This is a genomic window from Undibacterium sp. Dicai25W, assembly GCF_049340505.1.
In the GTDB taxonomy this organism is placed as follows: domain Bacteria; phylum Pseudomonadota; class Gammaproteobacteria; order Burkholderiales; family Burkholderiaceae_D; genus Undibacterium; species Undibacterium jejuense.
Genome location: NZ_JBMPOQ010000031.1, coordinates 1 through 23,698, shown reverse-complemented (window position 1 = coordinate 23,698; position 23,698 = coordinate 1). Strand labels below are relative to the sequence as shown.

The window sequence follows — 23,698 nt, the reverse complement described above, 5'->3', positions numbered from 1 at the left end:
TGTTTGTCAGTCTAAAAACACATAAAGACGGTGATCAAACATGGCGGTGTACGCAAATCAGGTTTTACTATAACTCAAAATAGTACGATCGTATTATTTTTATTTGAAATCTGTTAAAAACTAACGCAATGCAAAAAAGGGGACAATCAAATTACTGCATTTTCAAGAAAATTGAAATGTATGGTTTGTCTGAATGAGTCTGGGTTTTGGATCCGAATAGTCCAAAACAAGATGTAGAAGTTATCAATTGAGATTTCAATGAATAGCGCAAAAAAAACAACGCAGCATTTGATTAAAAAATATCCAAATCGACGTTTGTATGACACCCAGACCAGTAGCTACATCACGCTTGTCGATGTAAAACAATTTGTTCTGGATAATGACGATTTTGCCGTGATTGACGCGAAAACAGGCGATGATCTGACGCGCAGTATTTTATTGCAAATCATTCTGGAAGAAGAGGCGGGTGGTTCACCGATGTTTTCCAGTGTGGTTTTGTCTCAAATTATCCGCTACTACGGTCATGCTATGCAGGGCATGATGGGAAACTACCTCGAGAAAAACGTTCAAGCGTTTATCGACATCCAAAACAAGCTGGCAGAAAATTCTAAAGGCATTTACGAGGGCAAACCATTTAGTCCTGAGATGTGGACGCAGTTCATGAATGTCCAGGGCCCTATGATGCAAGGGATGATGGGGAATTACATCGAACAAAGCAAAAACCTGTTTGTACAAATGCAAGAACAAATGCAGAGCCAGGCAAAAAATATTTTCAATGTATTTCCATTCAATCCGGATGATGTGAATAAAAAGTAATTTATTTGCCGGACTATTTTAGTTAAGCTGCTGATTTTTCAGGAAAATTCGCTGAAGCTGAGGCAAGCTTGCATAGCAAAGGGTACAATAGCGGATTCGCTTTTGTACCTTTTTTGTTTTTACGCACCCTCTATGTCTATTACTGAAATACGCCGCCAAGAAACTGCCGTTACACCGAAGGTCGGATTTGTCTCCCTCGGTTGCCCTAAGGCTTTAGTTGATTCCGAACAAATTTTGACGCAATTGCGCGCAGAAGGTTATGACACCGCCAAATCTTATGACGGTGCCGATCTGGTGATTGTCAACACCTGTGGTTTTATTGATGCTGCGGTGCAAGAGTCTTTAGACGCCATCGGTGAGGCGCTTGCTGAAAACGGCAAAGTCATCGTTACAGGGTGCCTTGGCGCTAAAAAAGATGCTGATGGTAATGACATGATTCATGCCATCCATCCTAAAGTATTGGAAGTGACAGGCCCGCATGCGGTGGGCGAAGTCATGGCAGCAGTACATAAGCATTTGCCTAAGCCTCATGAGCCTTTCATCGATTTGGTTCCTGCGCAAGGCGTTAAGCTCACACCTAAGCATTATGCTTACTTGAAAATTTCTGAGGGCTGCAATCATCGTTGTAGTTTCTGCATTATCCCATCCATGCGTGGCGATCTGGTATCGCGTCCTATCGCTGATGTGATGCTGGAGGCAGAAAATTTGTTTAAAGCGGGTGTCAAAGAATTGTTGGTGATTTCTCAGGATACAAGTGCCTACGGTGTGGATGTGAAGTTCCGTATGGGCTTCTGGAACGGTAAGCCTGTAAAAACCCATATGACTCAATTGGTCGAATCTTTGGGTGAATTGGCTAAGCAATATGATGCTTGGGTCCGTTTGCATTACGTCTATCCATATCCACACGTTGATCAGATCATCCCGTTTATGAACAACGGTCATGTGTTGCCATACCTTGATGTACCACTCCAGCACGCGCATCCTGATGTTTTGAAACGCATGAAGCGTCCGGCCAGTGGTGAGAAAAACATCGAGCGCATCAAGGCCTGGCGCGAAATGTGCCCGGAAATTACGATTCGCTCCACCTTTATTGCGGGCTTCCCTGGTGAAACTGAAGAAGAATTTGAATACATGCTGGACTTCTTGAAAGAAGCACAAATCGATCGTCTGGGTTGTTTTGCTTATTCTCCGGTCGAGGGCGCTACTGCCAATGAAATCGATGGTCAGTTACCAGATCATGTACGTGAAGATCGCCGTCGTCGCGTTATGGAATTGCAGGAAGGTATCTCAAAGCAACGCCTGCAAGCAAAAATCGGCAAGACTGTGCGCGTATTAATTGATAGCCTGGACCGGAGTGGTGGTGTTGGTCGTAGTTCCGCCGACGCGCCTGAGATCGACGGTGTTGTGTACGTTAAACCACCGTTTGAGCCGCATCGCAAGTTGAAGGTTGGAGAGTTTGTTGATGTTCGTATTACCGCAGCAGATGCGCATGATTTGTGGGGTGAGGCGGTTTGATGCTGTCGCTCCTTGGTAAAGTATCTGCAGCAGTTTCACGGTTGCGGGTTGCGTAAAAAAGGAGAGCTGGGCTCTCCTTTTTTTATGTGGTCTACCCAATCAGGCTAAATTTATCCGCGTTCTCGTGCAATACGATTGACGCCATTCAAATGTTTAATGTTGCGCATAATCCTTGCAAGATGTGCACGATCTTCTACTTGAATGGTGAAATGGATGTGGGTCATGTCGTTGGCATCGCCATCTTCCATATTAACGTGACTGATATTTGCTTCTGACTCGCCGATTTCGGCAGCGATGCGCGCTAAGGCTCCCCGCTCATTAGTAACCGTGACCGCAATGCGGGTATCAAAACTGCGATTGACTTCATCACCCCAGGTTACGTCAATCCAACGATCAGGCTCTTTGATATGGAGACGTTTGGCATGCTCGCAATCGTCGGTATGCACCACCAGGCCTTGATCTCTTTTTAATTGACCAACAATGCCATCACCAGGGATAGGCATACAGCACGGGGCTAATTGTACTGATAAACCTTCGCTGCCGTAGATAATGACTGGATCAGGTTTGTAATGATGTTTGTCGCCGTACTGCTGAAACGGAATAGAGGAGGAGTCGTCCTCAACCAGATCCAGGATGTGTCTTGCAACCAAGGCCGCCATCCGCTTGCCAATACCAATGTCGGTGTAAATTTCATCCATCGTTTTAGCGGTGGACTCATTGAGCAATTTATCTATCAGTGACGATGGAAGTTCGGGATTGAGACTCACTGCTACTAATGCCTGCGCCAACAATTGTTTGCCAAGCTCAGTAGATTCGTTGAGGTTGATGGTACGTAAATAATGTCGGATTGCCGAACGCGCCTTACCAGTACGCACATACGAAAGCCAATTAGGTGTCGGGCGCGAATTAGGTGAAGTAACGATCTCAACAATATCGCCATTTTTTAATTCCGAGCGTAATGGAACTGGCTCGTGATTAATACGTGTTGCAATTGCCTGATCGCCGATATCTGTATGAATATTGTAAGCAAAATCCAAGGCAGTTGCGCCGCGTGGCAGTGCAATGATTTTAGATTTGGGCGTGAAAACATAAACTGAATCAGGGAACAAATCAACTTTAACGTGTTCCAAAAACTCAGCCGAATCGCCAGTCTGCTTTTGGATATCGAGCAGGGACTGAAGCCACGCATGGGTCCGTTGCTGCAAATCGGTGAGACTTCCTTCTTCATTCTTATATAGCCAATGCGCTGCTACGCCGGACTCTGCTACGCGATGCATGTCTTGTGTGCGAATCTGGAATTCAACTGGCGTACCGTAGGGTCCAATCAATGTTGTATGTAGCGATTGGTAACCATTGGTTTTAGGAATGGCAATGTAATCTTTAAACTTGCCGGGCATCGGCTTATAAAGCGCATGTAAAGAACCTAATGCGTAATAGCTTTCGCGAAAATTTTCGACCACAACTCTAAAGCCGTAAACGTCGAGCACCTGAGAAAAGCTCAGATGCTTATCGTGCATTTTCCGATAAATGCCGTACAGCGTTTTTTCACGCCCGTAAACTTCGGCCTGTAAGCCGGCTTCTTTGAGTGTTTCTTTGACCGATTCCAAGATCTTGTTCACAACCTCGCGGCGATTGCCGCGTGCAGCTTTTACCGCTTTAGACAAGGTGCGGTAGCGCATAGGGTATAAATGTGAAAAAGCCAGATCCTGCAATTCACGGTAAATGTTATTCAAACCAAGACGGTGTGCAATAGGCACATAAACGTCCATAGTTTCGCGTGAAATCCGACGTTTCTTTTCGGGTAGCATCACGCCCAGAGTGCGCATATTGTGCAGACGGTCTGCCAATTTAACCAAGATAACTCGCACGTCGCGCGCCATCGCCAGCAACATTTTGCGGAAATTTTCTGCTTGTGCTTCGATCTGGCTTTGGAATTCGATTTTTTCTAACTTAGATAAACCATCGACCAGCGTTGCAACAGGTGCCCCGAAGCGTTCTATTAATTCTTCTTTTTTTACATCCTGGTCTTCCATGACGTCATGCAGCAGAGCGGCCATGATGGCCTGGACGTCAAGTTTCCAATCAGCGCAAATTTCTGCAACAGCGATCGGATGTGATATGTAAGGTTCGCCAGATTTGCGAACCTGCCCCAGGTGCATTTCGTCAGAAAAACGATAGGCTTCTTTAACAAGTTTGAGATCACCCGGAGACATGTATTGAGCCAGTCGCTCGCTCAGTCCGGAGGTTGAAGCTACACCAATGTTCGTCTGTGGGCTGCGCGCCGTATGCGCTTCGCCTGAGATCAGTGGGTGTTTTTTTGTGCTTACTTTTTTGCTGGTCGCACCAGTTTGGCCTGTTGAACTTGCAGGCAGGTTGGGGGTAGTTTCAGCCGGTGTGGCAACTTGGGGTGAATTCAGAGATGAATTTGTTTCTGTGACGCTCATTCTGCTACTCCCGGCCGATGAATTTGATGCTTCGGTCGCAATGCCAATTACACTGGGACTTTTTTCAGCATCTCAATACCAATTTTACCTTGAGCGATTTCACGCAAAGCCGTTACCGTTGGTTTGTCTTTGGATTCGACTTTTGGTGTGTGACCTTGCAATAACTGACGTGCACGGTAAGTTGCGCACAAAGTTAATTGAAAACGGTTAGGTATCTGTTTCAATGCATCTTCAATGGTAATACGTGCCATGTTTTTTCCTAAATACAATAATAATATGGTGAATTAATTGGGGTTGGCATGAATGCCAAGTTGGGCGAACAGTTCGCTATTGCGTGTTGCCTGCTGCGTAAATCTGCAGCGCGTTGCTTTGACGATGGCGTTCAGTTCTGATAACGCAGTTGCAAAGTCTTGGTTAATAATAACATACTCGAACTCTGGCGAGTGCGCCATTTCGCCACCCGCTGCCAAAATCCGTCGCGTAATGATGTGCGGTTCGTCTTGCCCACGTTTTTTCAGTCGCTCTTCTAGTGCTGGAATTGACGGTGGCAGAATAAAAATTCCCACTGCGCCTGGAAATTGTTTGCGTACTTGTTGCGCACCTTGCCAGTCAATTTCGAGCAAAACGTCAGTACCAGCGAGCATTTGCTGTTCGATCAAAATGCGTGAGGTACCATAATAATTTCCATGTACTTCGGCTGACTCCAGAAATTCAGACTGTGCTTTTCTCTTTAAAAAATCTTCGGCGCTGGTGAAATGATATTCACGACCATCTTGCTCGCCCGGACGCGGCGGGCGCGTTGTGTATGAAATTGACAGTTTTATCTGTGGTTCTTGGGCCAACAGAGCGTTCACCAAGGTTGATTTGCCTGCGCCGGATGGGGCTGCCACGATGAAAAGACTACCTGCTGTTGAAGTAATGGGTATCATTATCTGGCCTCTGTCGGGTTGATTGTATCAATGGTCAATTGCGAAATCGCAAACAAGTGTTAGTCGCGACAAAAACTAATGCAAATTCGCGTTCGCAAAAAAATATCGCGGGAGTATAAGCAAATGTCACACCTTATTCAAGGTTTTGTACTTGCTCTCTCATTTGTTCTATCAATAATTTTAAGTCCATCGATGCGTCTGCTAACTCCTTGAGTGCTGCTTTGGAGCCCAATGTGTTGGCTTCGCGATTTAATTCTTGCATCATGAAATCAAGGCGTTTTCCGACTTGTCCACCTTTTTGTATGATGTGCCGCGTCTCAGTCAGGTGTGCGGATAAGCGTGCGAGTTCTTCGGCGATATCAATGCGGATGCCATAGACGGTCACTTCTTGGCGGATTCTATCAAGCGCTTCTTCTCGCGTGACTGTTTGTCCGCTATTAGGGCCTGTCGTCGATGTTGTCAAGCCTAGGGCTTCTTCAAGCCGGGAAATTGCTTTTTGTTGAAATTGTTGTAGTACTTGTGGCAATAATGGTTTGATTTTTTCAACAATTTCTTCCATTGCTGTAACGCAGCTAATGAGCACTTGTGCCAATGCTGCGCCCTCGCGTTCGCGACTGATGACAAAAGCATCTAAGGTGTTATTGATCGTGGAGACTATACTTGTCTGTAGACTTTCAGCATTAATCTCTGCCTCTTCAATGACCCCTGGCCAGCGCAATAATTCATTGGCAGTAAGGGGATTCGCTTGGGGGAATTGGTTAAGTAACTGATTCTGAAAAAATGCTAATTGATCAAGTAATTTCGAGTTAAGCGCTTTACTATTGTTTTCAGTGGTTTTTTTTCCGAAACTGAAGCGACATTCAACTTTTCCGCGGACGATTTTTCTCGAAATGGCGTCGCGAAAAAGCGATTCAACCGAACGAAAGTCGTCATTGATGCGAAATTGCAGATCGAGAAAGCGGGAATTGACGCTTTTTATCTCTATCGTTATCGTTCCGGCTTCTGTTTCTTGGGTGCTGGTCGCGTAACCAGTCATGCTGTAAATACTCAAGGTAGATCCTTTTTAGGTAGTGCTCGTTGGTACTGTTGGCACAAAAGAGAGGAATAAGTTGTTCTAAAGCAGGATATTCTTTACAAATACCTCAATTATCAACACAATCACTTCTGTATAAAGGATTGGAAGATCAATGGCTGCACAAAATAACGCCCCGTTGCCAGATGGACTGGAAATTGCCGGATATCGCATTGTAAAGAAAATTGCGTCTGGTGGCTTCAGTATCGTATATCTGGCATCAGATGAAGATGGAAATGCTGTTGCAATAAAGGAATATTTACCTAGTTCCCTGGCCTTACGGCAACAGGGCGAACTGGTGCCAGCTATTTCAAATGAGAATTTACCAATTTATCGTATTGGTTTGAAGTGTTTTTTTGAAGAAGGGCGGGCTTTGGCACGCATTTCTCATCCCAATGTTGTTAGCGTCGTTAATTTTTTTCGCGCCAATGAAACCGTGTACATGGTCATGGCCTATGAATCGGGACGTTCTTTGCAGGAACACATTTTAAGACGACGCGATAAAGGCGAAAAACCTTTGGTGTCAGAGCGCTTTATTCGCCGCATGTTTAATCAGGTGATGAATGGCTTGCGTGAGGTTCACACTAATAAATTACTACATCTTGATTTGAAGCCAGCGAATATCTATCTTCGTCTTGACGGCACACCGATCTTATTGGATTTTGGCGCTGCACGTCAGACGTTGAAAACGGATATTCCGAAGTTGTATCCTATGTACACGCCTGGTTTTGCCGCTCCTGAACTATATCAGAAGAACGGCAACCTGGGTCCTTGGACAGATATCTATAGTATCGGGGCATCGATTTTTGCCTGTATGATTGGCGCGCCGCCACAGCCGTCTGACCAACGCAGCATCAACGATAAAATGGAGTCGCATTACAGAAAGCTCGAAGGAACGTATTCCGCAGAGCTGATTGAAGTTGTGCGCTGGTGTTTGAAATTGGATCCGCTGGAACGTCCGCAAAGTGTCTTCGCTTTGCAGAAAGCGCTCGCTACCAAGGCTCAGCCACAGCCAGAGTTGACGATGTTTGAAAAAGCCAAAATAAAAATTTCGAATTTATTTTCCAGAAAAGACAATTTAGCAGTCAGTGACCACACGACAATTCAGGAAAATACGCAGAATTAATTAGTTTGTTAATTTTATGCCTTGATGGCTTAATTGTAGAGATTGCGGTGCTTTGATACGTTGCTGTAGCGACATTGTCCGTGTATTGTTGGGATATGTTTTTCCTATCCGATTTTATTTTATAAATTTTAAAGCTGAATAGTTCATGCGTTTTTCCGTCTATCAAGAAAGTCATATCGGTGGCCGTAAGGTCAATCAAGATCGCATGGGGTATAGCTTTACCCGTGATGCGATTTTGCTACTATTGGCTGATGGTATGGGAGGGCATATCATGGGCGAGATGGCAGCCGCCATTGCTATGCAAACGATCGGTTCCCTATTTCAGCAGCAGGCACACCCGCTGGTAGGGCGTCCTGAACGTTTTCTGGAAGACAGTTTTTTAGCTGCCCATCAAGAAATCCATCGTTACCGTAATATTAATAATTTACCTGAAACACCGCGTACCACTATCGTCGCATGTTTGATTCAGAACGGTTACGCGTATTGGGCGCATTGTGGTGATTCGCGTTTGTACTGGATGCGACAAGGGCAGATATTGCTGCGCACCAAGGATCACTCGCGCTTAGAAACCTTGATTGCACAAGGCAAAGTTGATCCTGCTGAGCGTCATACCCATCCTGATCGAAACAAGCTTTTTAATTGTTTGGGCGCGCCAAATTCGCCGATTGTGGAACTCTCACGTCGTGCAGCATTGCAACCTGGCGATATTATTTTGCTGTGTTCAGACGGATTCTGGTCTATGTTGCCAGATCATATGCTTGCGCAGCGATTACATGAGCATACGATAGTTCGTGCTATTCCAGAGTTGATCCGCTCTGCGGTCAACATTGCTGGCAAACATAGCGACAACACTACTGCGTTGGCGATGATGTGGGAAGGCGATGATCACCTCGATGATTCATCCGTTATTTCTACCAATACCTTGCCAATTGGCTCAATTACTACGACGATTCAGGCTCCAATTGATGCCGATGTCATTGCTGAAAGCGTAGAACAAGATATTTTCAACGACGCGGAAATTGAAAAAGCGATTGCGGAAATTCGCAATGCGATTCACAAATCATCCCGTATCACTACTAAAAATTAAATTTATGTCAAATATTCAACGCCCTAGCGGTCGCGCAGCGGATGCGCTGCGCCCGGTGGTTATTAGTCGCCACTTCACCAAGCATGCTGAGGGTTCGGTATTAATCGAGTTCGGTGATACCCGCGTGATTTGTACTGCCAGTATTGAAGATAAAGTACCAGGCTTTTTAAAAGGTAAAGGGCAGGGCTGGATGACTGCGGAATACGGCATGTTGCCGCGTTCTACCCATACGCGCATGGATCGTGAAGCAGCTAAAGGCAAGCAATCTGGAAGAACGCAAGAGATCCAACGTCTGATTGGTCGCTCTTTACGCGCAGCTTTCGATCTCGAGGCATTCGGTGAGCGCACTTTGCACATCGACTGCGACGTTATTCAGGCTGATGGTGGAACACGAACAGCCTCTATTTCTGGGGCAATGGTTGCTGCTTATGATGCGTTTAGTCAATTGGTCAATAAGGGCGTGATCGATCGGGTGCCTGTAAAACACTTTGTTGCCGCGATTTCGGTCGGCGTTTATCAAGGTTTTCCAGTATTGGACCTCGACTACCCGGAAGACTCTGCTTGTGATACGGACATGAATGTGGTTATGACCGAAGATGGTCATTTTGTGGAAGTCCAAGGAACCGCAGAGGGCGTAGCATTTGATCGTCAGACCATGAACCAATTACTGGATCTGGCAGCAGATGGTATTAGCGATCTGATCGCATTACAAAAGCAAGTACTTGGATTGTTGGAAGCCTGAGTAAAATGACCATGACTCAGAAAATTGTTTTGGCCTCGAATAATCAAGGCAAACTCAAAGAGTTTCGCCAGATACTGGCACCTCTGGATATCAGTTTGCATGCGCAATCTGAGTTTGAGGTTCCGGAAGCGGATGAGCCGTTTCATAGTTTTGTAGAAAATGCACTGACAAAAGCGAGGCATGCCTCGCGCATCACGGGTCTGCCCGCCTTGGCGGATGACTCTGGTATCTGCGTCAATGCGCTTGGTGGTGCGCCTGGCGTGCTCTCTGCGCGTTTTGCTGGTGAGCCAAAGTCCGATGTGCGAAATAATCAAAAGCTCGTCGCAGCACTTGAAAACATGGCTGATAAATCGGCGTACTATTACTGCGTGTTAGTTCTGGTGCGCTCCGCCGATGATCCACAACCTGTGATAGCTGACGGTATGTGGAAGGGTGAGATTATCGATCAGCCGCGGGGTGAAAACGGCTTCGGCTATGACCCTCACTTTTGGATATCCGCTTTGCAAAAAACAGTGGCTGAATTAGATTCCGCAGAGAAAAACCAGATGTCGCATCGTGGGCAAGCCTTGCGTGCATTAGTAGAAAAGTTGAGTTAATACGTAGCAATGATTCCGATTAAGCCAATTCCTGTTAATTCTAAGACCGTTACCGGAGCGAAAGAACCTCCGGATTTATCGCATATCCCACAAGATGTTGCGAGCAAATATCTGGCCCCCGGTCGTTTAAATCTGACTGCCTTGCCGCCTCTGGCTTTGTATATCCACTTCCCATGGTGCGTCAAAAAGTGCCCGTATTGCGATTTTAATTCGCACGAGGTCAAGGGCAGTTTTGATGAAGACGCCTATTTAAAGGCTCTGCGCGCGGATTTAGAGGCATCATTGCCATTGATTTGGGGCAGAAAAATATACTCAGTCTTTATTGGTGGTGGCACACCTAGCCTGATGTCTGCAGCGGGACTTGATCGTCTGCTGTCAGATATTCGTACTTTGCTTCCCATCGACGGCGCGGCTGAAATTACCATGGAAGCCAATCCCGGTACTTTTGAGATGGAAAAATTCCGCTCGTATAAACAAAGTGGAATTAATCGTCTTTCTATCGGCATTCAAAGTTTTAATTCTCAACATCTCGCGGCACTTGGCCGTATCCATGACGGAGAAGAGGCGAGACGTGCAATCGATATTGCGCGAACGCATTTTGATAATTTTAATCTCGATTTGATGTTCGCTTTGCCTGGACAAACTCTGGATCAAGTGCGTGATGACGTTGAAACGGCATTGTCATTTTCGCCGCCACATTTATCTCTGTATCATTTGACCTTAGAGCCAAACACGTATTTTGCAAAGTTTCCACCAGCGATTCCTGATGATGATCTCAGCACGGAAATGCAGGAGCTGATTCACCGTCGGATGGAAGCCGCAGGCTATCGCAATTACGAAGTGTCGGCCTATGCGCAAACGGGGCGTGAATCGCGCCATAACCAGAACTACTGGACCTTTGGCGATTATATTGGTATCGGCGCCGGTGCACATTCAAAGCTGTCGTTCCCGCACCGTATTATCCGCCAAGCAAGATTCAAACAGCCCAAAGCGTTTATTGAGGCAAGTATGGCTGGCAATGCTGCACAAGAGTCCATTGAAATTGATGTGAAAGATTTACCATTCGAATTCATGCTCAATGCACTGCGTCTGAATCAAGGCTTTCCAGTTAATCTTTTTCAAGAACGTACCGGTTTGATCATTAATTCTATCGAAAAAGAATTGTTACTTGCCGAGAAAAAAGGACTTTTGCAACGCGATCATCAAACGATTGTGCCCACAGCAATGGGTAAGTTATTTTTGAATGATCTGCAGGAAATTTTCTTGCCAGACTCTGAATAGCTCGTTCAGAACGTGCGACGCCAATTTATGACCTCTTATTACTCACTAAAATAATGCTGGTCTTACATGAAAATTCGATGTTAGTTTGGCGTTGGTGCGGTGAATTAGTTGCCTTTAATGAATGAAGTAAAAAAGTGTTGGCAAATTGAGCTTCCTCAGTCAGCGGGTATCAAGAGGATTTTCGATTGAAGTGATTGTAATCCCCGTCTCAATACGATACATTCCGTTGCAATAGCCGGAAAAAATGTCACGCCGTCGTCACTTGTAAAATAAGAAATAAAGTATTTATGATTCGAGATTCAGGTTTCCCTACGTTCATGCCAGTCATGAACGCACTTCAACGATTAGTCGCAATACAACCTGATTTTGGCGCATTGCCAACAATCGAAATCATTGAAATTTTGCAGTCCTGGAAAGAGAGCGAGTTTTTCGATAAGTTAAGCCAGAATTTTTGGCTGATTTCGTTTCCCGATCCGCAATTAATTCCGGTTGATCTGCATACACGTTTGCCAGCACACCGCATCTGTTTGTGCATACCTGAAACAGCGTGTGCAAATAAAGAAAATCAAAGTCGGCTGAAGCATTTTTCCAGTAATGGTTTTCGCATTGTCGCTGATAATTTTGTATCTTCATTAGAATTAGCCTGGGGCGACACAAAATACTTTGCAATGGATGCTAAAGCGGGATTGCCGTTTTATGCCAAATCTTGGACTGCCAAGCTGAGTAGCGGCCAGCATTGGGCGAAAAATATCCCTGACACTGTGGTGCTTGAGCAAGCGCTGCAATCGGGGTTTAAAATACTGTCAGGCGATTATGCATTTAATCCGCCAGTGTCTAATAGATCGGCGGACAGTTCTGCCCGCACCCGCTTATTAAAACTGTTGGGCTTGGTTTCACGTGATGCCGATTCGTCTGAATTAGAGGAATTATTTAAGCAAGATCCAAGTCTGTCTTTTATGTTGTTTAAGCTGGTGAGCTCTGCTGCCTTCGCTCAAACCGTACGGGTTTCCAGTTTTGGTCAGGCGATTACTTTGCTTGGGCGCAGACAATTACAGCGTTGGTTGCAGTTATTGCTTTATACACGTCCAGAACAAAATGCTGGAGCGTTAAATCCTTTAATGACTAGGGCAGCATTTCGAGCCAGCATGATGGAGCGACTTTGCCAAAAGCGAGGCGGAAATAAAGATGAACAAGATGCCGCGTTTATGGTCGGTATGTTTTCGTTGCTTGATAAGCTTTTCGGTAGTAATCTCGCCGACGTTTTACAACCGCTGACTTTGAACGATGACATCCTGGATGCCCTGTTGCAAAGAACAGGTCAGCTCGGCGTTTTGTTGCATTTGGTTGAATTGTCAGACAGAACAAATAGCGCAGAAGTTGAGAGCGCTTTGCATCGTGCAGAAATTGATGTCGGGGTATTTGAGGAATGTTTGGTGCAAGCCTATGGTTGGGTAAATCAGGTTTGTCGGGACGCGTGACGATGCCTATCGTTTCTGATTTACGTGATGTTGATTTAGGTGTTTCCTTGAGTGAGGCGATATTCGGCTTACAAGAAGAGGCGCTTGATCAGCAAATTAATTACCTGATCAGAAATGCTTTTGATGATGCGCATCTTAGTTTTGAGCGCAATTGTTCGCAACAAGAAGTTTGTCAAAACAATTTATGTTGCCAGGTATCAGCGGATACTTTCTATCTCCTGACTGGAAAGGAGGGGCGCTACACCGAATCTGATTTACAAAAATTAAATTACATCGCTGGCATGACTGCACGGCTGTTTGCGTTGCGTACCAAGCTCGAGCAGCAACATGCCTTGAGTGTGCGCGAGCACATGCTGCAAACGCAAATTCTGGATCAGATTCATGAATCTGTCATTATCATGGATCTGGCCGGGTTCATTCTAAGTTGGAATCGTGGCGCTGAAAAAATGTTTGGTTACGCCGCACATGAAGTGCTCGGTAAAAACATTTTGTTTTTATATGACGACGAAGAAATTGATCAAAGCCAGGACATGGATATCCTGAACGCCTTTTTGACCAACGGTGCGCAGGAAATGGAAGTGCGGCGTCGAAAAAAGTCTGGAGAGGTATTTTGGGCGAGTTTAACTTTGTCCATCATTACTGGTGTTGACGGGCAACCAGCGGGAATTGTGGGCTATCTTAGTGATATTACCCATCGCAAAGAAGCAGAAAAAAAGATCAATCAGTTGGCTTATTTTGATGGGCTGACAAATCTTCCGAATCGCAGCCTTTTTAAACAACTTGCTGACCAAACTTTGCAAATTGCTCAGCGCAAGCAGGTGAATGCAGCCCTGTTGTTTATTGACTTAAATCGTTTTAAACCCATCAACGACATGCTTGGGCATCGGGTAGGTGATGCACTTTTGAACTTGGTCGCACAACGACTGGTTCTAGCGCTTCGCGATCAAGATATCATCGCACGCCTTGGTAGTGACGAATTCGCGATTGCCTTGCCAGAGATTGCCACGCACTCTGACGCCAGCGCCGTTGCACAAAAAATTATCGAAAGCTTGCAAGAGGCGTTCTACGTTGGCGGCCATGAACTGCGCATCTCGGCGAGTATAGGTATTAGTATTTTTCCCAATGACGGTAGGGACGCGGAGGCACTTTTGCAATGTGCGGATATAGCGATGTACCAGGCAAAAAAAATTGGCGATAGCCAAATCGGTGGATTTGCGTTTTATGACCAGGACATCAACGTTCATATTGCAGAAAAACTTTTTTTCGAGTCAGCAATTCGTAAAGCATTGCTCGCAGAAGAATTTTTTCTACAGTATCAACCAAAAATTGATATCCGCACTAAACGTCTTGTTAGTGTAGAAGCCTTATTACGCTGGAACCATCCCGAGCGAGGTTTGATTCCGCCCGTGGGCTTTATTGGCGTTGCTGAAGAATCTGGTTTGATACAACAAGTCGATTCATGGGTGCTGGATGCTGCATGTAAACAGGCAAAGCAGTGGCAATGGCAAGGGGTGCCGATGTTTAAAGTCGCCATCAATTTATCCGCCAAAGATTTTACCGAGGCACTACCCGCAAAAATCGATGCCGCGCTCAAAAAGCATCAAATTTCTGCTCAGTGGTTGGAATTGGAAATTACCGAAAGTATGCTCATGCAAAATGTTGAAAATGTGATTTCCATTATGCAACAAGTTGTTGGGCTAGGAGTGAGTCTTGCCCTTGACGACTTTGGGACTGGCTATTCTAGTCTTTCCTACTTAAAGCGATTTCCCATTTCTTCGTTGAAAATCGATCGCTCATTTGTGCAAGGCATTCCGGACGACTCTAATGACTGTGCAATAGCAAGAGCGATCATCATGATGGCCCATCAATTGAAATTAAAAGTCGTCGCTGAAGGTGTAGAAACCCAGGAACAACTCGATTTTCTTCAAAACGCAGGCTGTAATGAAATCCAGGGTTACCTTTTCTCACGCCCAGTTGAGGCCACAGAAATACCAAACCTGTTAAATAAGCCATTTTTTGCGTGAATTGAGCCGAAGCACTTGTTCGTCCAGGCAACTCCAGCTATAATAGCAGGCTTGGAAGGTTGGCAGAGCGGTTGAATGCACCAGTCTTGAAAACTGGCGAGGTGTTATAGCCTTCGTGAGTTCGAATCTCACACCTTCCGCCAAGAACATGTTTAAAGTTGTCCAAGTTTGTACAAATAACCCGCGATTTCCTAGTGAATACGCGGGTTTTTTGTTTCCTAATGCTTTTTAGTGTCCATTGGCATCCAAACTTTTTGTTGGTAATCTTGTTGGTACATTAAATACCAACAAAATAGATACCAACAAAATGCCTAAACTCGCTACACCGCTCAATGACATCAAAGTCAAAAACGCCAAACCTCAAGATAAACCTTACAAATTAAGCGATGGCGGTGGCCTGCATCTGCTGGTAAATCCAGATGGCAACAAATACTGGCGTCTCGCTTATCGTTTTGATACCAAGCAAAAGACGCTGGCGCTGGGCGTCTATCCAGTTGTGACTCTCAAGGATGCGCGTGAGAAGACTCTGGCTGCTCGCAAATTGTTGGATGCTGGTATTGACCCAGCTAAAGACCGTGATCAGAAACGGCATGTTGCTAATGCCACCTCAGTCAATACCTTTGAGAAAATCGCTCGTGAATGGCATCAACGGAAAACTGAAAGCTCTTGGCAGCCTCAGACCTCAGTGCAGAACATGCGCTCTCTTGAGCGCGATTTGTTCCCCTACATTGGCAAGTTACCGATTAGTACGATCAAGACGCCCTTGATGCTAGACGTATTGCAGCAGATCGAGAAGCGGGGCGCTTTAGAGATTACAAGGCGTTTGGCCTCGCTTGCTAGTTCCATCTTCAAATACGCGACAGTCAAGGGTTTGATGGAGTATGACCCCATCGCTGCGCTGAAGACGGAGCTGAAGCCGCGTGTGAAAGGCCATCATGCCGCCATCAAGGTCGCAGGATTACCTGACTTACTAAAGGCCATCACTAAAAATGAAGGGCGTATGTACCCGCCAAATCGTATCGGCTTACGCCTCATGCTACTGACCTTTGTTCGTACTAGCGAGCTTATCGAAACGCCGTGGAGCGAGATTGACCTAGATAACGAACAATGGGTCATCCCTTGGCAGCGTATGAAGATGGGTAAGAAGCGACTGTCCCCGCGCATGGTTGATCATCATCCTTTCTTGCCACGACAAGGCTGGGAACTGCTGCGTGAGTTGCATCAATATACTGGCGGTAGCAAATACCTCTTTCCTAATCGTCGGGATCACGAGAAGCCGCTCAGTAATGGGATGATCTTGCAGGCGTTAAAGCGTATGGGCTATGGCGGCGAAATGACTGGGCACGGCTTCAGGGCACTTGCAAAGGGTACATTGAAAACCCTCGGCTACCCAATCGACCGCATTGAGCGCCAGCTATCCCATGCGTCTGGTGAAGCCTATGGCGGCTCATATGACCGCGAGGATTTTTTGGATGAACGTAAAAAGATGATGCAGCATTTTGCAGACTACTTGGAGCAGATTGAACGTGGGAATGTCGTGATAGGGGACTTTACGCGCGCAGCTTGAGTTCACGATACTTAAAACGTTAAATACTGACTGGTAGGTTGATATATAAATTAGGCTCTAGCTTGAAAGCTATAGCTAGGACAGATATAGACTTGCGTTCATTTAATATGGAGGGGGCAGGGAGTTCCGGCTAGAGCACATATCCCAATCTATTAGAATTCGCGAAGGCTTTTCCTTCGTTGGGATATGTGCTCTAGACGCTAACAAGCTGAAAGATTCACCAAATGAAGAGGCCGCTATATGCGGCCTTTTGCTTTGTTGTTGGTCAGAGAGAAAAGTAAAGCGAGTTTTCAGAATTCGAATTTGTAAAGTGTTTAACTTTTATTCGCCTAAAAATTTAGGTGTGGTAGTTCATACTTGATCCGACACAAAGTGTCTGATGGACCAGTGACAGCTTGCGCCCCAAAGCTGTCATTCAAAATACCATGGGAAATGTGAGATGAAATCTGCTACCGACTGGCAATGTGCCGCCGCTTCAATGTGCGGATTGCTCTAGTGGCCGGATATTCGTCCAACTTAGGATATTGTTGACGGTAATATTCGTTCCAATAACTTATGGCACGACGTTCTAGCTTCTCAAAATATTTGGTATTCTCGTGAAGAAAATTTGTGTATTCATTATCATCTGCCCTCTGTAGAAATTTCTCAATATGAACGGTGATTTCTACTACGTACTCACCAAGAAGTTGAACAATGAAAGGGACTACCCAGTACTCATCTCGCAGGAGGAGTTCTTTGACACATTTTTCGCGCATGTACCCATCACAATGCCGACTACCGAGACAAAGCGCAACGATTTGCTCAGGCCCACGACATCCAATACATTTAATCAGTTGCTCTTTGTCGTAGTACACGCGGTAGGGTATGCTAAGCGCCTCACCCCTCAAATTGACTTGAAATGTGTCCGACGACGGCGGATGCTTTTGTCCGCTAGAGAGTCTAACGACGGTGGCTCGTGACACTACTGCGAGTTCATGAGGAAAGGCCCTAACCTCGGCAAACTCAGCGTAGGAATTTGCTGCGAGCCATTTATAGAGACGCGAAAATATAGAAATCACGGTTTGTCTTTTACTCGTTGTTGCCACAATCAGCACTTGTTTAGCAAACGCCCGACGTCAGAGCGCGGATTGATCTAAATAATTGTAAGTGACAGCTCTTGGCCGTCAGACGCCGTAAGACAGGTAATCGACTTCAGTCGCGTAGGGCGGGTGCTTCCGGCCGATTCTCTTACGAGTACACTGATTTTCGGGTTGCATTCGCCCTTGGCTGAGGTCGCTATTGCTAAATTCTTTCAGGTTTTGTTGAACCAAAATTTAAAAATGCTCCAACATTTACCCCTCCAGGATTTTGTATTCCTAGCTTTACGAGCCTTCAATATCCGCTTTACGTTATCATTTAATTGTCGTTCTTTGGTATCTCAATTGATTTATCAGATAACCGAAACTTCTTGGCTGGTCGACTAAATATTAAAAGGGCGGGCATTAAAAGCGCAGCTAAAATTCGCTGCTTTTTAGAATTACTGCCCCATAAACGAATCACCGCTGCGCCATAAAACAAAAGCCAAATTGACCAAATTAAAATGCTTAGCCCAAAACGGTATAACGTTAACCCGATAAAGGCGAGCAACACAAACGCTCCAATTGCCAGGTCATATTTTTTTTCTTGCATAAACAAATCTTTGTCTTTAGTCATCATCTTGTTTGGAAACTTAAGCCAGTACCATCGATGTTCATTTTTCGTTGAAATAATAAAATTGTTTAACAACTAAATAGTATAGGCGACATGACCGTCCGCTCTTGGCCGCACTCGGCTAATGCAAAGGATACCATGTTGCTCAAATATAAAGTATGCCGGTTACAACATTTTTTAATTGAATGCAATTTGTACGACTCCAGCGCATAGTAAAGCCTCAACCTGGGAGGTGTATCATGAACATTCAAACCGAGCATTCTGACAGGCCCACTCCGTGGAACAAAGGCAAGTTGATTGGCCAAAAAGCACCATTGCGTATAAGCGAAATCTGGGCAATTCGCGTTCGCTTGGAAATTTTTGGCAAAGTGCGTGACTTAGCGCTCTTCAATTTGGCCATCGACAGCAAATTGCGTGGCTGCGATTTGGTTAAACTGCGTGTCAATGATGTGTGCCACGGCGGGCATGTTGCGAGCCGGGCCAGCATAATGCAGCAAAAAACGAAGCAACCTGTCCAATTCGAACTAACCGCAGGCACGAGGCGTAGCGTCGAGGGCTGGATAGCAGCCGCAGCGCTGCGTCACGGTGACTTTCTATTCCCTAGTCGAATTTCAGAATCACCGCACATTTCGACCAGGCAGTACGCACGCATAGTTCATCAGTGGTTCGATGAAATCGGACTAGACCCGACGGCATACAGTACGCATACGATGCGTAGGACGAAGCCAACCCTCATTTATAGGCGCACAAAAAATCTGCGTGCCGTACAACTATTGCTTGGCCACACCCGATTGGAAAGTACCGTACGATATCTTGGCATTGAGGTCGACGATGCGCTTGAAATGGCCGAGCAGACTGATGCCTAAAGGTAGGGGCGGTGCTAGCCGCTCCTTAGCAGTCATAGCCTTTTCCTGAATGTGTCGTTCATCTTACTCGCGAAATTCAGGTACACAAGACATGGCGCATGCTCCTTACGGGTTGATGGCATGGTTTCGAAATCCACGCCGACAAGTCGATACCAACAGCATAATGAGGGTACATTGTAGGATTGATATAAGCGAAAATCCTATCCACGTTTCTATCATATGTCCGTAAGCTTTCCCGAAGTAATTTACACAATAGGTGCTAATGAAATCAAGGAAATGGGAGTCACTGATACCAAATATGTTGATGAGTAGGCCCGCGGGGAGAATTGAAGGCAAGTATGTAATGCCCCAAACCATTTCTGCTCCTTGCGAATTTCCAACATCACCAAGTGATGTTGCAACTGAAATAAATGTCAGCAGAATAGATAAATCTATCAACAGCCATAAAGCGACAAGTAGTTGTATCTTGTGTTTGGGAGCATTAAGGAACGCACATCTTATCCACAAAATCCAAGAAATAAAAAAATAAAAACACAACAACCCTGCTGGAATGTTTGGTACGAGAAAGCTTCCAGCTGCAGATAAGAAGCCACCTAAGCCCCAACCAAAGCCAAAAATTAGGCGCGTCGGCAGGTTTGTAAACTCAATTCGATTCATATGAAATTACAGAGCTGCTCTCAAATAACTAGTTATTGGTCTCGGAAGTCCGCTCTTGGCCGTGAGGGGAAGTTCACCTCTCCGCCCCATCATCTCCAGGCAGGTCCAAACCCTCGGCATAGCGGCGAACAAAATCAACTCCGGCGTCTGTAACCCAGAACGTAAAAGTAAGCGGGAAGCTCTTCTTCCAACCCTCACTAGATTGAACGTCGAAACCTATCCCTTCGACTTTCTTATCTTCAAAGAGACCGTCCTGTACCGCATTAGCAACCGCCAAATCTCCCGCTACGCCCAAGACAAAAAGCCGCTCTTTGCTGCGGGCCAGCGCAGCGAAAAGTCGTCGTTCTGTCTCTCCGTAGCGATTATTCAAGACGCCAAGGTTATGCTTGTACATGCGCATGGATTTGCGGTCAATTTCGCCCTTTTGGTCGAAGCGTGTATGGCAATTCGGGCATAGGGCAATGAGATTTTCGAACTTATGCTCATGCACCTCTGCCCATGGCACGATGTGTGCTATTTCAGTTGTCGTCGTGCGGCAAGTGGGAATAGCACATCGATGGCCTGCCTCCACAAGAATTGCTCTTTTGAGTGCGGCTGGCAATGAATCTCTAGTCATGGTAATGGCATTCCTTAATTCACTTTTAAAACGTTCGATATTCAGCTCGGCGCCATGGAAATGGACGCGATTCTGCGAAGTTCAGCATGACTGCTCGTGGCCGGTCTCTGCCAAACGCGTCTACCTAGAATCTGCGGTAGCCGATTATCTTCACTGAGTCAGTAAGCTGTTCAAACTCAAATCCGATTTCTTTACACGCCGCGATGATTCCGTCTAAGTCTAATGCGCACTCAGCATCACGTGGCGACATCTCACACCACTCAATATATTTGTATTCGCCTAAGCGAAAGTGATACGTCCAATCGCCATCCCATCCTTGCGGCGGATATACATAGCCGTTGGTTGACCTTCTGCGCCAGAATGGCGCATTACTTCCCAGCCCCGACATCAGAGCCTGAAGCTCTTTCCATTTAGTGTTATTGGCGAGGCCAGCGAGTTGATTCATTGTCTTAAAAAGTTAAGGTCCGGATTTGGCCGTTCTGTGACCAAGTGATATGTTGCATTGTAGCTTGATAAATATACAATCTACAATCATTTTCCCCTCGGCGCGCAGTCATCCCCCCACCACGCCTGCGGGCTAAATAGGTCGGTTTTGACTCAAATCTGCGTCACCAGTGAGACCCGCGCCCGTATTGGCTTTGCGTGCCAGTGAGTAGGCATAAAAACTGACGCAGTTTGACGCAGCAAAAACGGGTATTGCTGGTGGTTGGTGGTGAATGGGAATGTTTGTCATTTGAGGGTGGCCTCGGGAAAAGGGTAACCTCGGTAACCTGTTCGATTTTATTGAGCTAAGTCTTTGATTTTAAATAGGTTTGATAGTTACCTTTAAAAGGTAATCTTTGGTAACCAGAAAGGTAATTTTTATCTAAGTCATTGATTTCATTAAGAATAGATTTTAGAAGAAATTACTGTTTTAAAAGGTAACCAGATTACCTTGAGATTACCGAAAAGTTACCTTTTTAAAAGTGATGAAAAACCTTTATATATTAATGAGTTATGCTATGTTTTTAAAATGAGGTTACCTTGGCTACCCTTTTCCCGAGGCCTACTTTATTTTAGCCGAAGGTTAAAATAAGGATAGTTTTGAGGTTACTATGACAATCTTTTCAGATTATTCCAAACTTACCGTTTAAAAGCGGTTTCTTTCATTTTGCTATGCATCAAACCTCCTCACAGCAATTATTAGTCCTCGCATCAGGCCGAAAGATCGTGAATATGTGCTTGTTTTTCTGGCTTGCGATGTTGACATTTCAGGTCGATAAAACGATCGTCGCCCCTTTGGTTGTCCTTGTATTATTCATTTTTGGAGTGGTAGGCTCGATGCGCTTAATTTTCGCTCTAGAAATGTCGAAGTTAGCGAGAGCTGTGTTCCTGGTTTTGTCATTGGTGCCAATAGTTAATTTGATTCCAATGTTTTTGCTTGGAGAAAGGGCAGGGCGTTCAATGCGGAGAAAAGGATTTTCGGTCGGTATGTTTCAAGCTAAAAAGCTCTAAATTGAGTATTGGCATCAGAAGTGCCAGCGATTGGCGTTTAAAATAAGCTACCCATTCCCGTGCCAAATAGATCATCGATTGGCAAAAAAAAGCGATTTCTATTGACTCGAGAGTGGATGGCCGGTAACTGCGGATTGCGGTTGTTGATGTTCTACTGCGACTGCCTGGATTGTGCTCATTGGAGATGGTCAATCCCCTACATTGCGGCCATTCCAAACAGGTATCAAGGGTCGCATCGAAAATAGTGATTGATAATCGGAGCCACATGACCTGCGCAATATCGCACAAGTTCCATGTCGTCATTAGTCCACATTGGGTCGCTTTCCGGTAAAGCAATTCGACCACTTTCATCATAAATCACGAAAGCATTTTGAGTCGCCCATATACCCCAGTCAGCTACAAAAACTGGTCGTTTGGAAGGATGGATTCGTAAATTAGAATCGATGGCTCGTTTTTGACTGATGAGATGCACGATATCTGAAGCACGTCCCAATGGTGATGCTATTAATTCCGGCAAAATGAAAAATGAAAGGATAAATACCAAATTTAATGCCATTGCGGCCGCACGGTGCCATTTAAAGCTTCTAATGGCTCGAAATAACCCAACAATCGAACAGACGGCTGAGATGAAACAAAATGGAAAAAATAAAAGCACAAGCAAACCAATAAACGGCATAACAAATATGAATCCAAAGATGGTTGCTATCAGTGTCCAAAATGCCCAACAAAAGAGGCTATCTTTAGATGACACTTCTGTCAGTTGAGTTTTCTCAAATGCGCCTTCATTGTGCCGATTTTCGACTGAGTTAATCAATCTTAAGTTCTCCCGAAATATCTGTATTCAATATTCAACCTTGCTTATTATTTCCGTATCGGTGTAAATCTACATATCCGACTAATTTAATTCCAGTGTAGCTAATTACTGCGACGGGACTCGGAATCATTGGCACTTTTGTAATTCATCATTCAATTGCAAAAGTTTGGTTTTCATTGTGACCGCAAGTTTGTGCCGCATCTGGTCAACGAACCCATTGCCAAACTCGAAATTACTCGGCATATCTATGTAACCTTTGCTCGAGCGTACCAGTGTGAAGCTCAAAAAGGTGATTATCGAAATCATAAAAGTAAAGTGATTCACCTTCACCCTCAACCCGATTTCTTTTCGATTTCATTTCGACGCCTAAATCACGAAGTCTATTCTCAAACCTAGGCAAATCCTCCGGTGAAACCTTAAATGCAACGTGCTGATATGTCCGCTCATCTGGAGAAACTCCTTCCATAGCAGCTATCCATGTTCCGCCAAGTACAAAAAATTTCTCTCTGGATAGAGAAAAATTTCTCACCTTGCTGTCATACACCTCTGTCGCACCCAAACCATTGCAAAGAAAATTACTCATACGTTCCAAATCTCGAACGATGAAAGTGATGTGACTGATCGCCTCGATTTTCATATTTATTGCTGCCAAATTTCAAATTTAACTTTGTAAAAAGGATTCTTAGGGCAGATTACGACTGTCTCGTTTGTGCCGTTAGTGGCCTAAATAAGCGTTAAACAAGTTCCGCCTGCGGCGGCCAAAATGCTTCCAATTACCAACACCTCAATTAACCTTTTTCGTGGTCTAGGTTTATCAATCTTAAGATAGCCGAGAAACCCGATAAAAGTGGCTACGGCAGATAAACACGTAGCGACAACTGTACA

The 23,698-nt window shown here is 45.2% G+C and carries 23 protein-coding genes and 1 tRNA gene; 13 read left to right on the top strand and 11 right to left on the bottom strand.

The annotated features are described in order from the left end of the window. The first annotated feature begins 258 nt into the window (after positions 1–258). Positions 259–816, top strand: coding sequence for a polyhydroxyalkanoate synthesis repressor PhaR (phaR, locus tag ACO0KY_RS19070; protein WP_186910778.1), 558 nt, complete (start codon positions 259–261; stop codon positions 814–816). Between the two features lie 132 nt (positions 817–948). After that, the gene (gene rimO / locus ACO0KY_RS19065) at positions 949–2,331 is read left to right on the top strand and encodes a 30S ribosomal protein S12 methylthiotransferase RimO (protein WP_423048733.1); all 1,383 of its coding nucleotides are present in this window, start codon (positions 949–951) and stop codon (positions 2,329–2,331) included. A 110-nt stretch (positions 2,332–2,441) separates the two neighbouring features. Here the strand turns inward: rimO and ACO0KY_RS19060 are convergent, their stop codons facing one another. From ACO0KY_RS19060 to ACO0KY_RS19045, 4 genes are all read right to left on the bottom strand, one after another. Further along, positions 2,442–4,775 carry a RelA/SpoT family protein gene (locus tag ACO0KY_RS19060; protein ID WP_186910780.1) on the bottom strand — a complete coding sequence of 778 codons (2,334 nt, stop codon included), beginning with the start codon at positions 4,773–4,775 and terminating at the stop codon, positions 2,442–2,444. A gap of 47 nt (positions 4,776–4,822) precedes the next feature. Further along, on the bottom strand, positions 4,823–5,026 hold the full coding sequence (rpoZ, locus tag ACO0KY_RS19055; protein WP_186910781.1) for a DNA-directed RNA polymerase subunit omega: 204 nt from the start codon (positions 5,024–5,026) through the stop codon (positions 4,823–4,825). A gap of 33 nt (positions 5,027–5,059) precedes the next feature. Further along, positions 5,060–5,704, bottom strand: coding sequence for a guanylate kinase (gene gmk, locus ACO0KY_RS19050; protein ID WP_423048731.1), 645 nt, complete (start codon positions 5,702–5,704; stop codon positions 5,060–5,062). Between the two features lie 133 nt (positions 5,705–5,837). Beyond that, positions 5,838–6,740 carry a YicC/YloC family endoribonuclease gene (locus ACO0KY_RS19045; protein ID WP_423048735.1) on the bottom strand — a complete coding sequence of 301 codons (903 nt, stop codon included), beginning with the start codon at positions 6,738–6,740 and terminating at the stop codon, positions 5,838–5,840. Positions 6,741–6,891: 151 nt separating this feature from the next. Between ACO0KY_RS19045 and ACO0KY_RS19040 the strand changes: the two genes are divergently transcribed. From ACO0KY_RS19040 to ACO0KY_RS19000, 9 genes are all read left to right on the top strand, one after another. Further along, positions 6,892–7,902: a serine/threonine protein kinase gene (locus ACO0KY_RS19040; protein ID WP_423048729.1), complete on the top strand. Its 1,011-nt coding sequence runs from the start codon at positions 6,892–6,894 to the stop codon at positions 7,900–7,902. 145 nt (positions 7,903–8,047) lie between these two features. Continuing rightward, positions 8,048–8,989 carry a PP2C family protein-serine/threonine phosphatase gene (locus tag ACO0KY_RS19035; protein WP_186910784.1) on the top strand — a complete coding sequence of 314 codons (942 nt, stop codon included), beginning with the start codon at positions 8,048–8,050 and terminating at the stop codon, positions 8,987–8,989. Between the two features lie 4 nt (positions 8,990–8,993). Next, positions 8,994–9,731 (top strand): ribonuclease PH, encoded by a 738-nt coding sequence (gene rph, locus ACO0KY_RS19030; protein ID WP_186910785.1) that lies wholly within the window; start codon positions 8,994–8,996, stop codon positions 9,729–9,731. A gap of 11 nt (positions 9,732–9,742) precedes the next feature. After that, positions 9,743–10,327, top strand: a complete 585-nt coding sequence (rdgB, locus tag ACO0KY_RS19025; RefSeq protein ID WP_186910786.1) for an RdgB/HAM1 family non-canonical purine NTP pyrophosphatase — start codon at positions 9,743–9,745, stop codon at positions 10,325–10,327. Between the two features lie 9 nt (positions 10,328–10,336). Further along, positions 10,337–11,608: a radical SAM family heme chaperone HemW gene (hemW, locus tag ACO0KY_RS19020; protein WP_423048725.1), complete on the top strand. Its 1,272-nt coding sequence runs from the start codon at positions 10,337–10,339 to the stop codon at positions 11,606–11,608. A 287-nt stretch (positions 11,609–11,895) separates the two neighbouring features. Then, the gene (locus ACO0KY_RS19015) at positions 11,896–13,086 is read left to right on the top strand and encodes an EAL and HDOD domain-containing protein (RefSeq protein ID WP_423048723.1); all 1,191 of its coding nucleotides are present in this window, start codon (positions 11,896–11,898) and stop codon (positions 13,084–13,086) included. Then, the gene (locus ACO0KY_RS19010; RefSeq protein WP_423048721.1) at positions 13,035–15,110 is read left to right on the top strand and encodes a putative bifunctional diguanylate cyclase/phosphodiesterase; all 2,076 of its coding nucleotides are present in this window, start codon (positions 13,035–13,037) and stop codon (positions 15,108–15,110) included. The genes ACO0KY_RS19015 and ACO0KY_RS19010 overlap by 52 nt, the downstream gene beginning before the upstream one ends. 53 nt (positions 15,111–15,163) lie before the next feature. Beyond that, positions 15,164–15,253 (top strand) — tRNA-Ser (locus ACO0KY_RS19005). Between the two features lie 164 nt (positions 15,254–15,417). Next, positions 15,418–16,677 carry a tyrosine-type recombinase/integrase gene (locus tag ACO0KY_RS19000; RefSeq protein ID WP_423048719.1) on the top strand — a complete coding sequence of 420 codons (1,260 nt, stop codon included), beginning with the start codon at positions 15,418–15,420 and terminating at the stop codon, positions 16,675–16,677. 1,395 nt (positions 16,678–18,072) lie between these two features. Here ACO0KY_RS19000 and ACO0KY_RS18995 read toward each other — a convergent pair. After that, positions 18,073–18,369, bottom strand: a complete 297-nt coding sequence (locus ACO0KY_RS18995; protein WP_423048717.1) for a hypothetical protein — start codon at positions 18,367–18,369, stop codon at positions 18,073–18,075. 236 nt (positions 18,370–18,605) lie between these two features. On the opposite strand from ACO0KY_RS18995, the gene ACO0KY_RS18990 reads away from it, so the two are divergent. Next, positions 18,606–19,232: a tyrosine-type recombinase/integrase gene (locus ACO0KY_RS18990; RefSeq protein WP_423048715.1), complete on the top strand. Its 627-nt coding sequence runs from the start codon at positions 18,606–18,608 to the stop codon at positions 19,230–19,232. 105 nt (positions 19,233–19,337) lie between these two features. Here the strand turns inward: ACO0KY_RS18990 and ACO0KY_RS18985 are convergent, their stop codons facing one another. The 4 genes from ACO0KY_RS18985 to ACO0KY_RS18970 form a co-directional block, all read right to left on the bottom strand. Beyond that, positions 19,338–19,889, bottom strand: coding sequence for a hypothetical protein (locus ACO0KY_RS18985; protein WP_423048713.1), 552 nt, complete (start codon positions 19,887–19,889; stop codon positions 19,338–19,340). A 73-nt stretch (positions 19,890–19,962) separates the two neighbouring features. Continuing rightward, a complete protein-coding gene (locus tag ACO0KY_RS18980; protein ID WP_423048711.1) occupies positions 19,963–20,505 on the bottom strand; it encodes an HNH endonuclease in 543 nt (180 codons plus the stop codon). A 124-nt stretch (positions 20,506–20,629) separates the two neighbouring features. After that, positions 20,630–20,950 carry a DUF6678 family protein gene (locus ACO0KY_RS18975; protein WP_423048709.1) on the bottom strand — a complete coding sequence of 107 codons (321 nt, stop codon included), beginning with the start codon at positions 20,948–20,950 and terminating at the stop codon, positions 20,630–20,632. A gap of 132 nt (positions 20,951–21,082) precedes the next feature. Then, positions 21,083–21,238: a hypothetical protein gene (locus tag ACO0KY_RS18970; protein ID WP_423048707.1), complete on the bottom strand. Its 156-nt coding sequence runs from the start codon at positions 21,236–21,238 to the stop codon at positions 21,083–21,085. A 422-nt stretch (positions 21,239–21,660) separates the two neighbouring features. On the opposite strand from ACO0KY_RS18970, the gene ACO0KY_RS18965 reads away from it, so the two are divergent. After that, positions 21,661–21,999, top strand: coding sequence for a hypothetical protein (locus ACO0KY_RS18965; RefSeq protein ID WP_423048705.1), 339 nt, complete (start codon positions 21,661–21,663; stop codon positions 21,997–21,999). A 223-nt stretch (positions 22,000–22,222) separates the two neighbouring features. Here the strand turns inward: ACO0KY_RS18965 and ACO0KY_RS18960 are convergent, their stop codons facing one another. Further along, complete coding sequence (locus tag ACO0KY_RS18960) at positions 22,223–22,813, bottom strand: hypothetical protein (protein WP_423048703.1); 591 nt, start codon at positions 22,811–22,813, stop codon at positions 22,223–22,225. Positions 22,814–23,045: 232 nt separating this feature from the next. Then, positions 23,046–23,450: a FosX/FosE/FosI family fosfomycin resistance hydrolase gene (gene fosX / locus ACO0KY_RS18955; RefSeq protein WP_423048701.1), complete on the bottom strand. Its 405-nt coding sequence runs from the start codon at positions 23,448–23,450 to the stop codon at positions 23,046–23,048. Between the last annotated feature and the right edge of the window lie 248 nt (positions 23,451–23,698).

Bases quoted from the DNA above. Each gene is read 5' to 3' on its own strand.
- phaR (WP_186910778.1), top strand. From the start codon at position 259: ATGAATAGCGCAAAAAAAACAACGCAGCATTTGATTAAAAAATATCCA.
- rimO (WP_423048733.1), top strand. From the start codon at position 949: ATGTCTATTACTGAAATACGCCGCCAAGAAACTGCCGTTACACCGAAG.
- ACO0KY_RS19060 (WP_186910780.1), bottom strand. From the start codon at position 4,775: ATGAGCGTCACAGAAACAAATTCATCTCTGAATTCACCCCAAGTTGCC.
- rpoZ (WP_186910781.1), bottom strand. From the start codon at position 5,026: ATGGCACGTATTACCATTGAAGATGCATTGAAACAGATACCTAACCGT.
- gmk (WP_423048731.1), bottom strand. From the start codon at position 5,704: ATGATACCCATTACTTCAACAGCAGGTAGTCTTTTCATCGTGGCAGCC.
- ACO0KY_RS19045 (WP_423048735.1), bottom strand. From the start codon at position 6,740: ATGACTGGTTACGCGACCAGCACCCAAGAAACAGAAGCCGGAACGATA.
- ACO0KY_RS19040 (WP_423048729.1), top strand. From the start codon at position 6,892: ATGGCTGCACAAAATAACGCCCCGTTGCCAGATGGACTGGAAATTGCC.
- ACO0KY_RS19035 (WP_186910784.1), top strand. From the start codon at position 8,048: ATGCGTTTTTCCGTCTATCAAGAAAGTCATATCGGTGGCCGTAAGGTC.
- rph (WP_186910785.1), top strand. From the start codon at position 8,994: ATGTCAAATATTCAACGCCCTAGCGGTCGCGCAGCGGATGCGCTGCGC.
- rdgB (WP_186910786.1), top strand. From the start codon at position 9,743: ATGACTCAGAAAATTGTTTTGGCCTCGAATAATCAAGGCAAACTCAAA.
- hemW (WP_423048725.1), top strand. From the start codon at position 10,337: ATGATTCCGATTAAGCCAATTCCTGTTAATTCTAAGACCGTTACCGGA.
- ACO0KY_RS19015 (WP_423048723.1), top strand. From the start codon at position 11,896: ATGATTCGAGATTCAGGTTTCCCTACGTTCATGCCAGTCATGAACGCA.
- ACO0KY_RS19010 (WP_423048721.1), top strand. From the start codon at position 13,035: ATGTTTGGTGCAAGCCTATGGTTGGGTAAATCAGGTTTGTCGGGACGC.
- ACO0KY_RS19000 (WP_423048719.1), top strand. From the start codon at position 15,418: ATGCCTAAACTCGCTACACCGCTCAATGACATCAAAGTCAAAAACGCC.
- ACO0KY_RS18995 (WP_423048717.1), bottom strand. From the start codon at position 18,369: ATGACTAAAGACAAAGATTTGTTTATGCAAGAAAAAAAATATGACCTG.
- ACO0KY_RS18990 (WP_423048715.1), top strand. From the start codon at position 18,606: ATGAACATTCAAACCGAGCATTCTGACAGGCCCACTCCGTGGAACAAA.
- ACO0KY_RS18985 (WP_423048713.1), bottom strand. From the start codon at position 19,889: ATGAATCGAATTGAGTTTACAAACCTGCCGACGCGCCTAATTTTTGGC.
- ACO0KY_RS18980 (WP_423048711.1), bottom strand. From the start codon at position 20,505: ATGACTAGAGATTCATTGCCAGCCGCACTCAAAAGAGCAATTCTTGTG.
- ACO0KY_RS18975 (WP_423048709.1), bottom strand. From the start codon at position 20,950: ATGAATCAACTCGCTGGCCTCGCCAATAACACTAAATGGAAAGAGCTT.
- ACO0KY_RS18970 (WP_423048707.1), bottom strand. From the start codon at position 21,238: ATGACAAACATTCCCATTCACCACCAACCACCAGCAATACCCGTTTTT.
- ACO0KY_RS18965 (WP_423048705.1), top strand. From the start codon at position 21,661: ATGCATCAAACCTCCTCACAGCAATTATTAGTCCTCGCATCAGGCCGA.
- fosX (WP_423048701.1), bottom strand. From the start codon at position 23,450: ATGAAAATCGAGGCGATCAGTCACATCACTTTCATCGTTCGAGATTTG.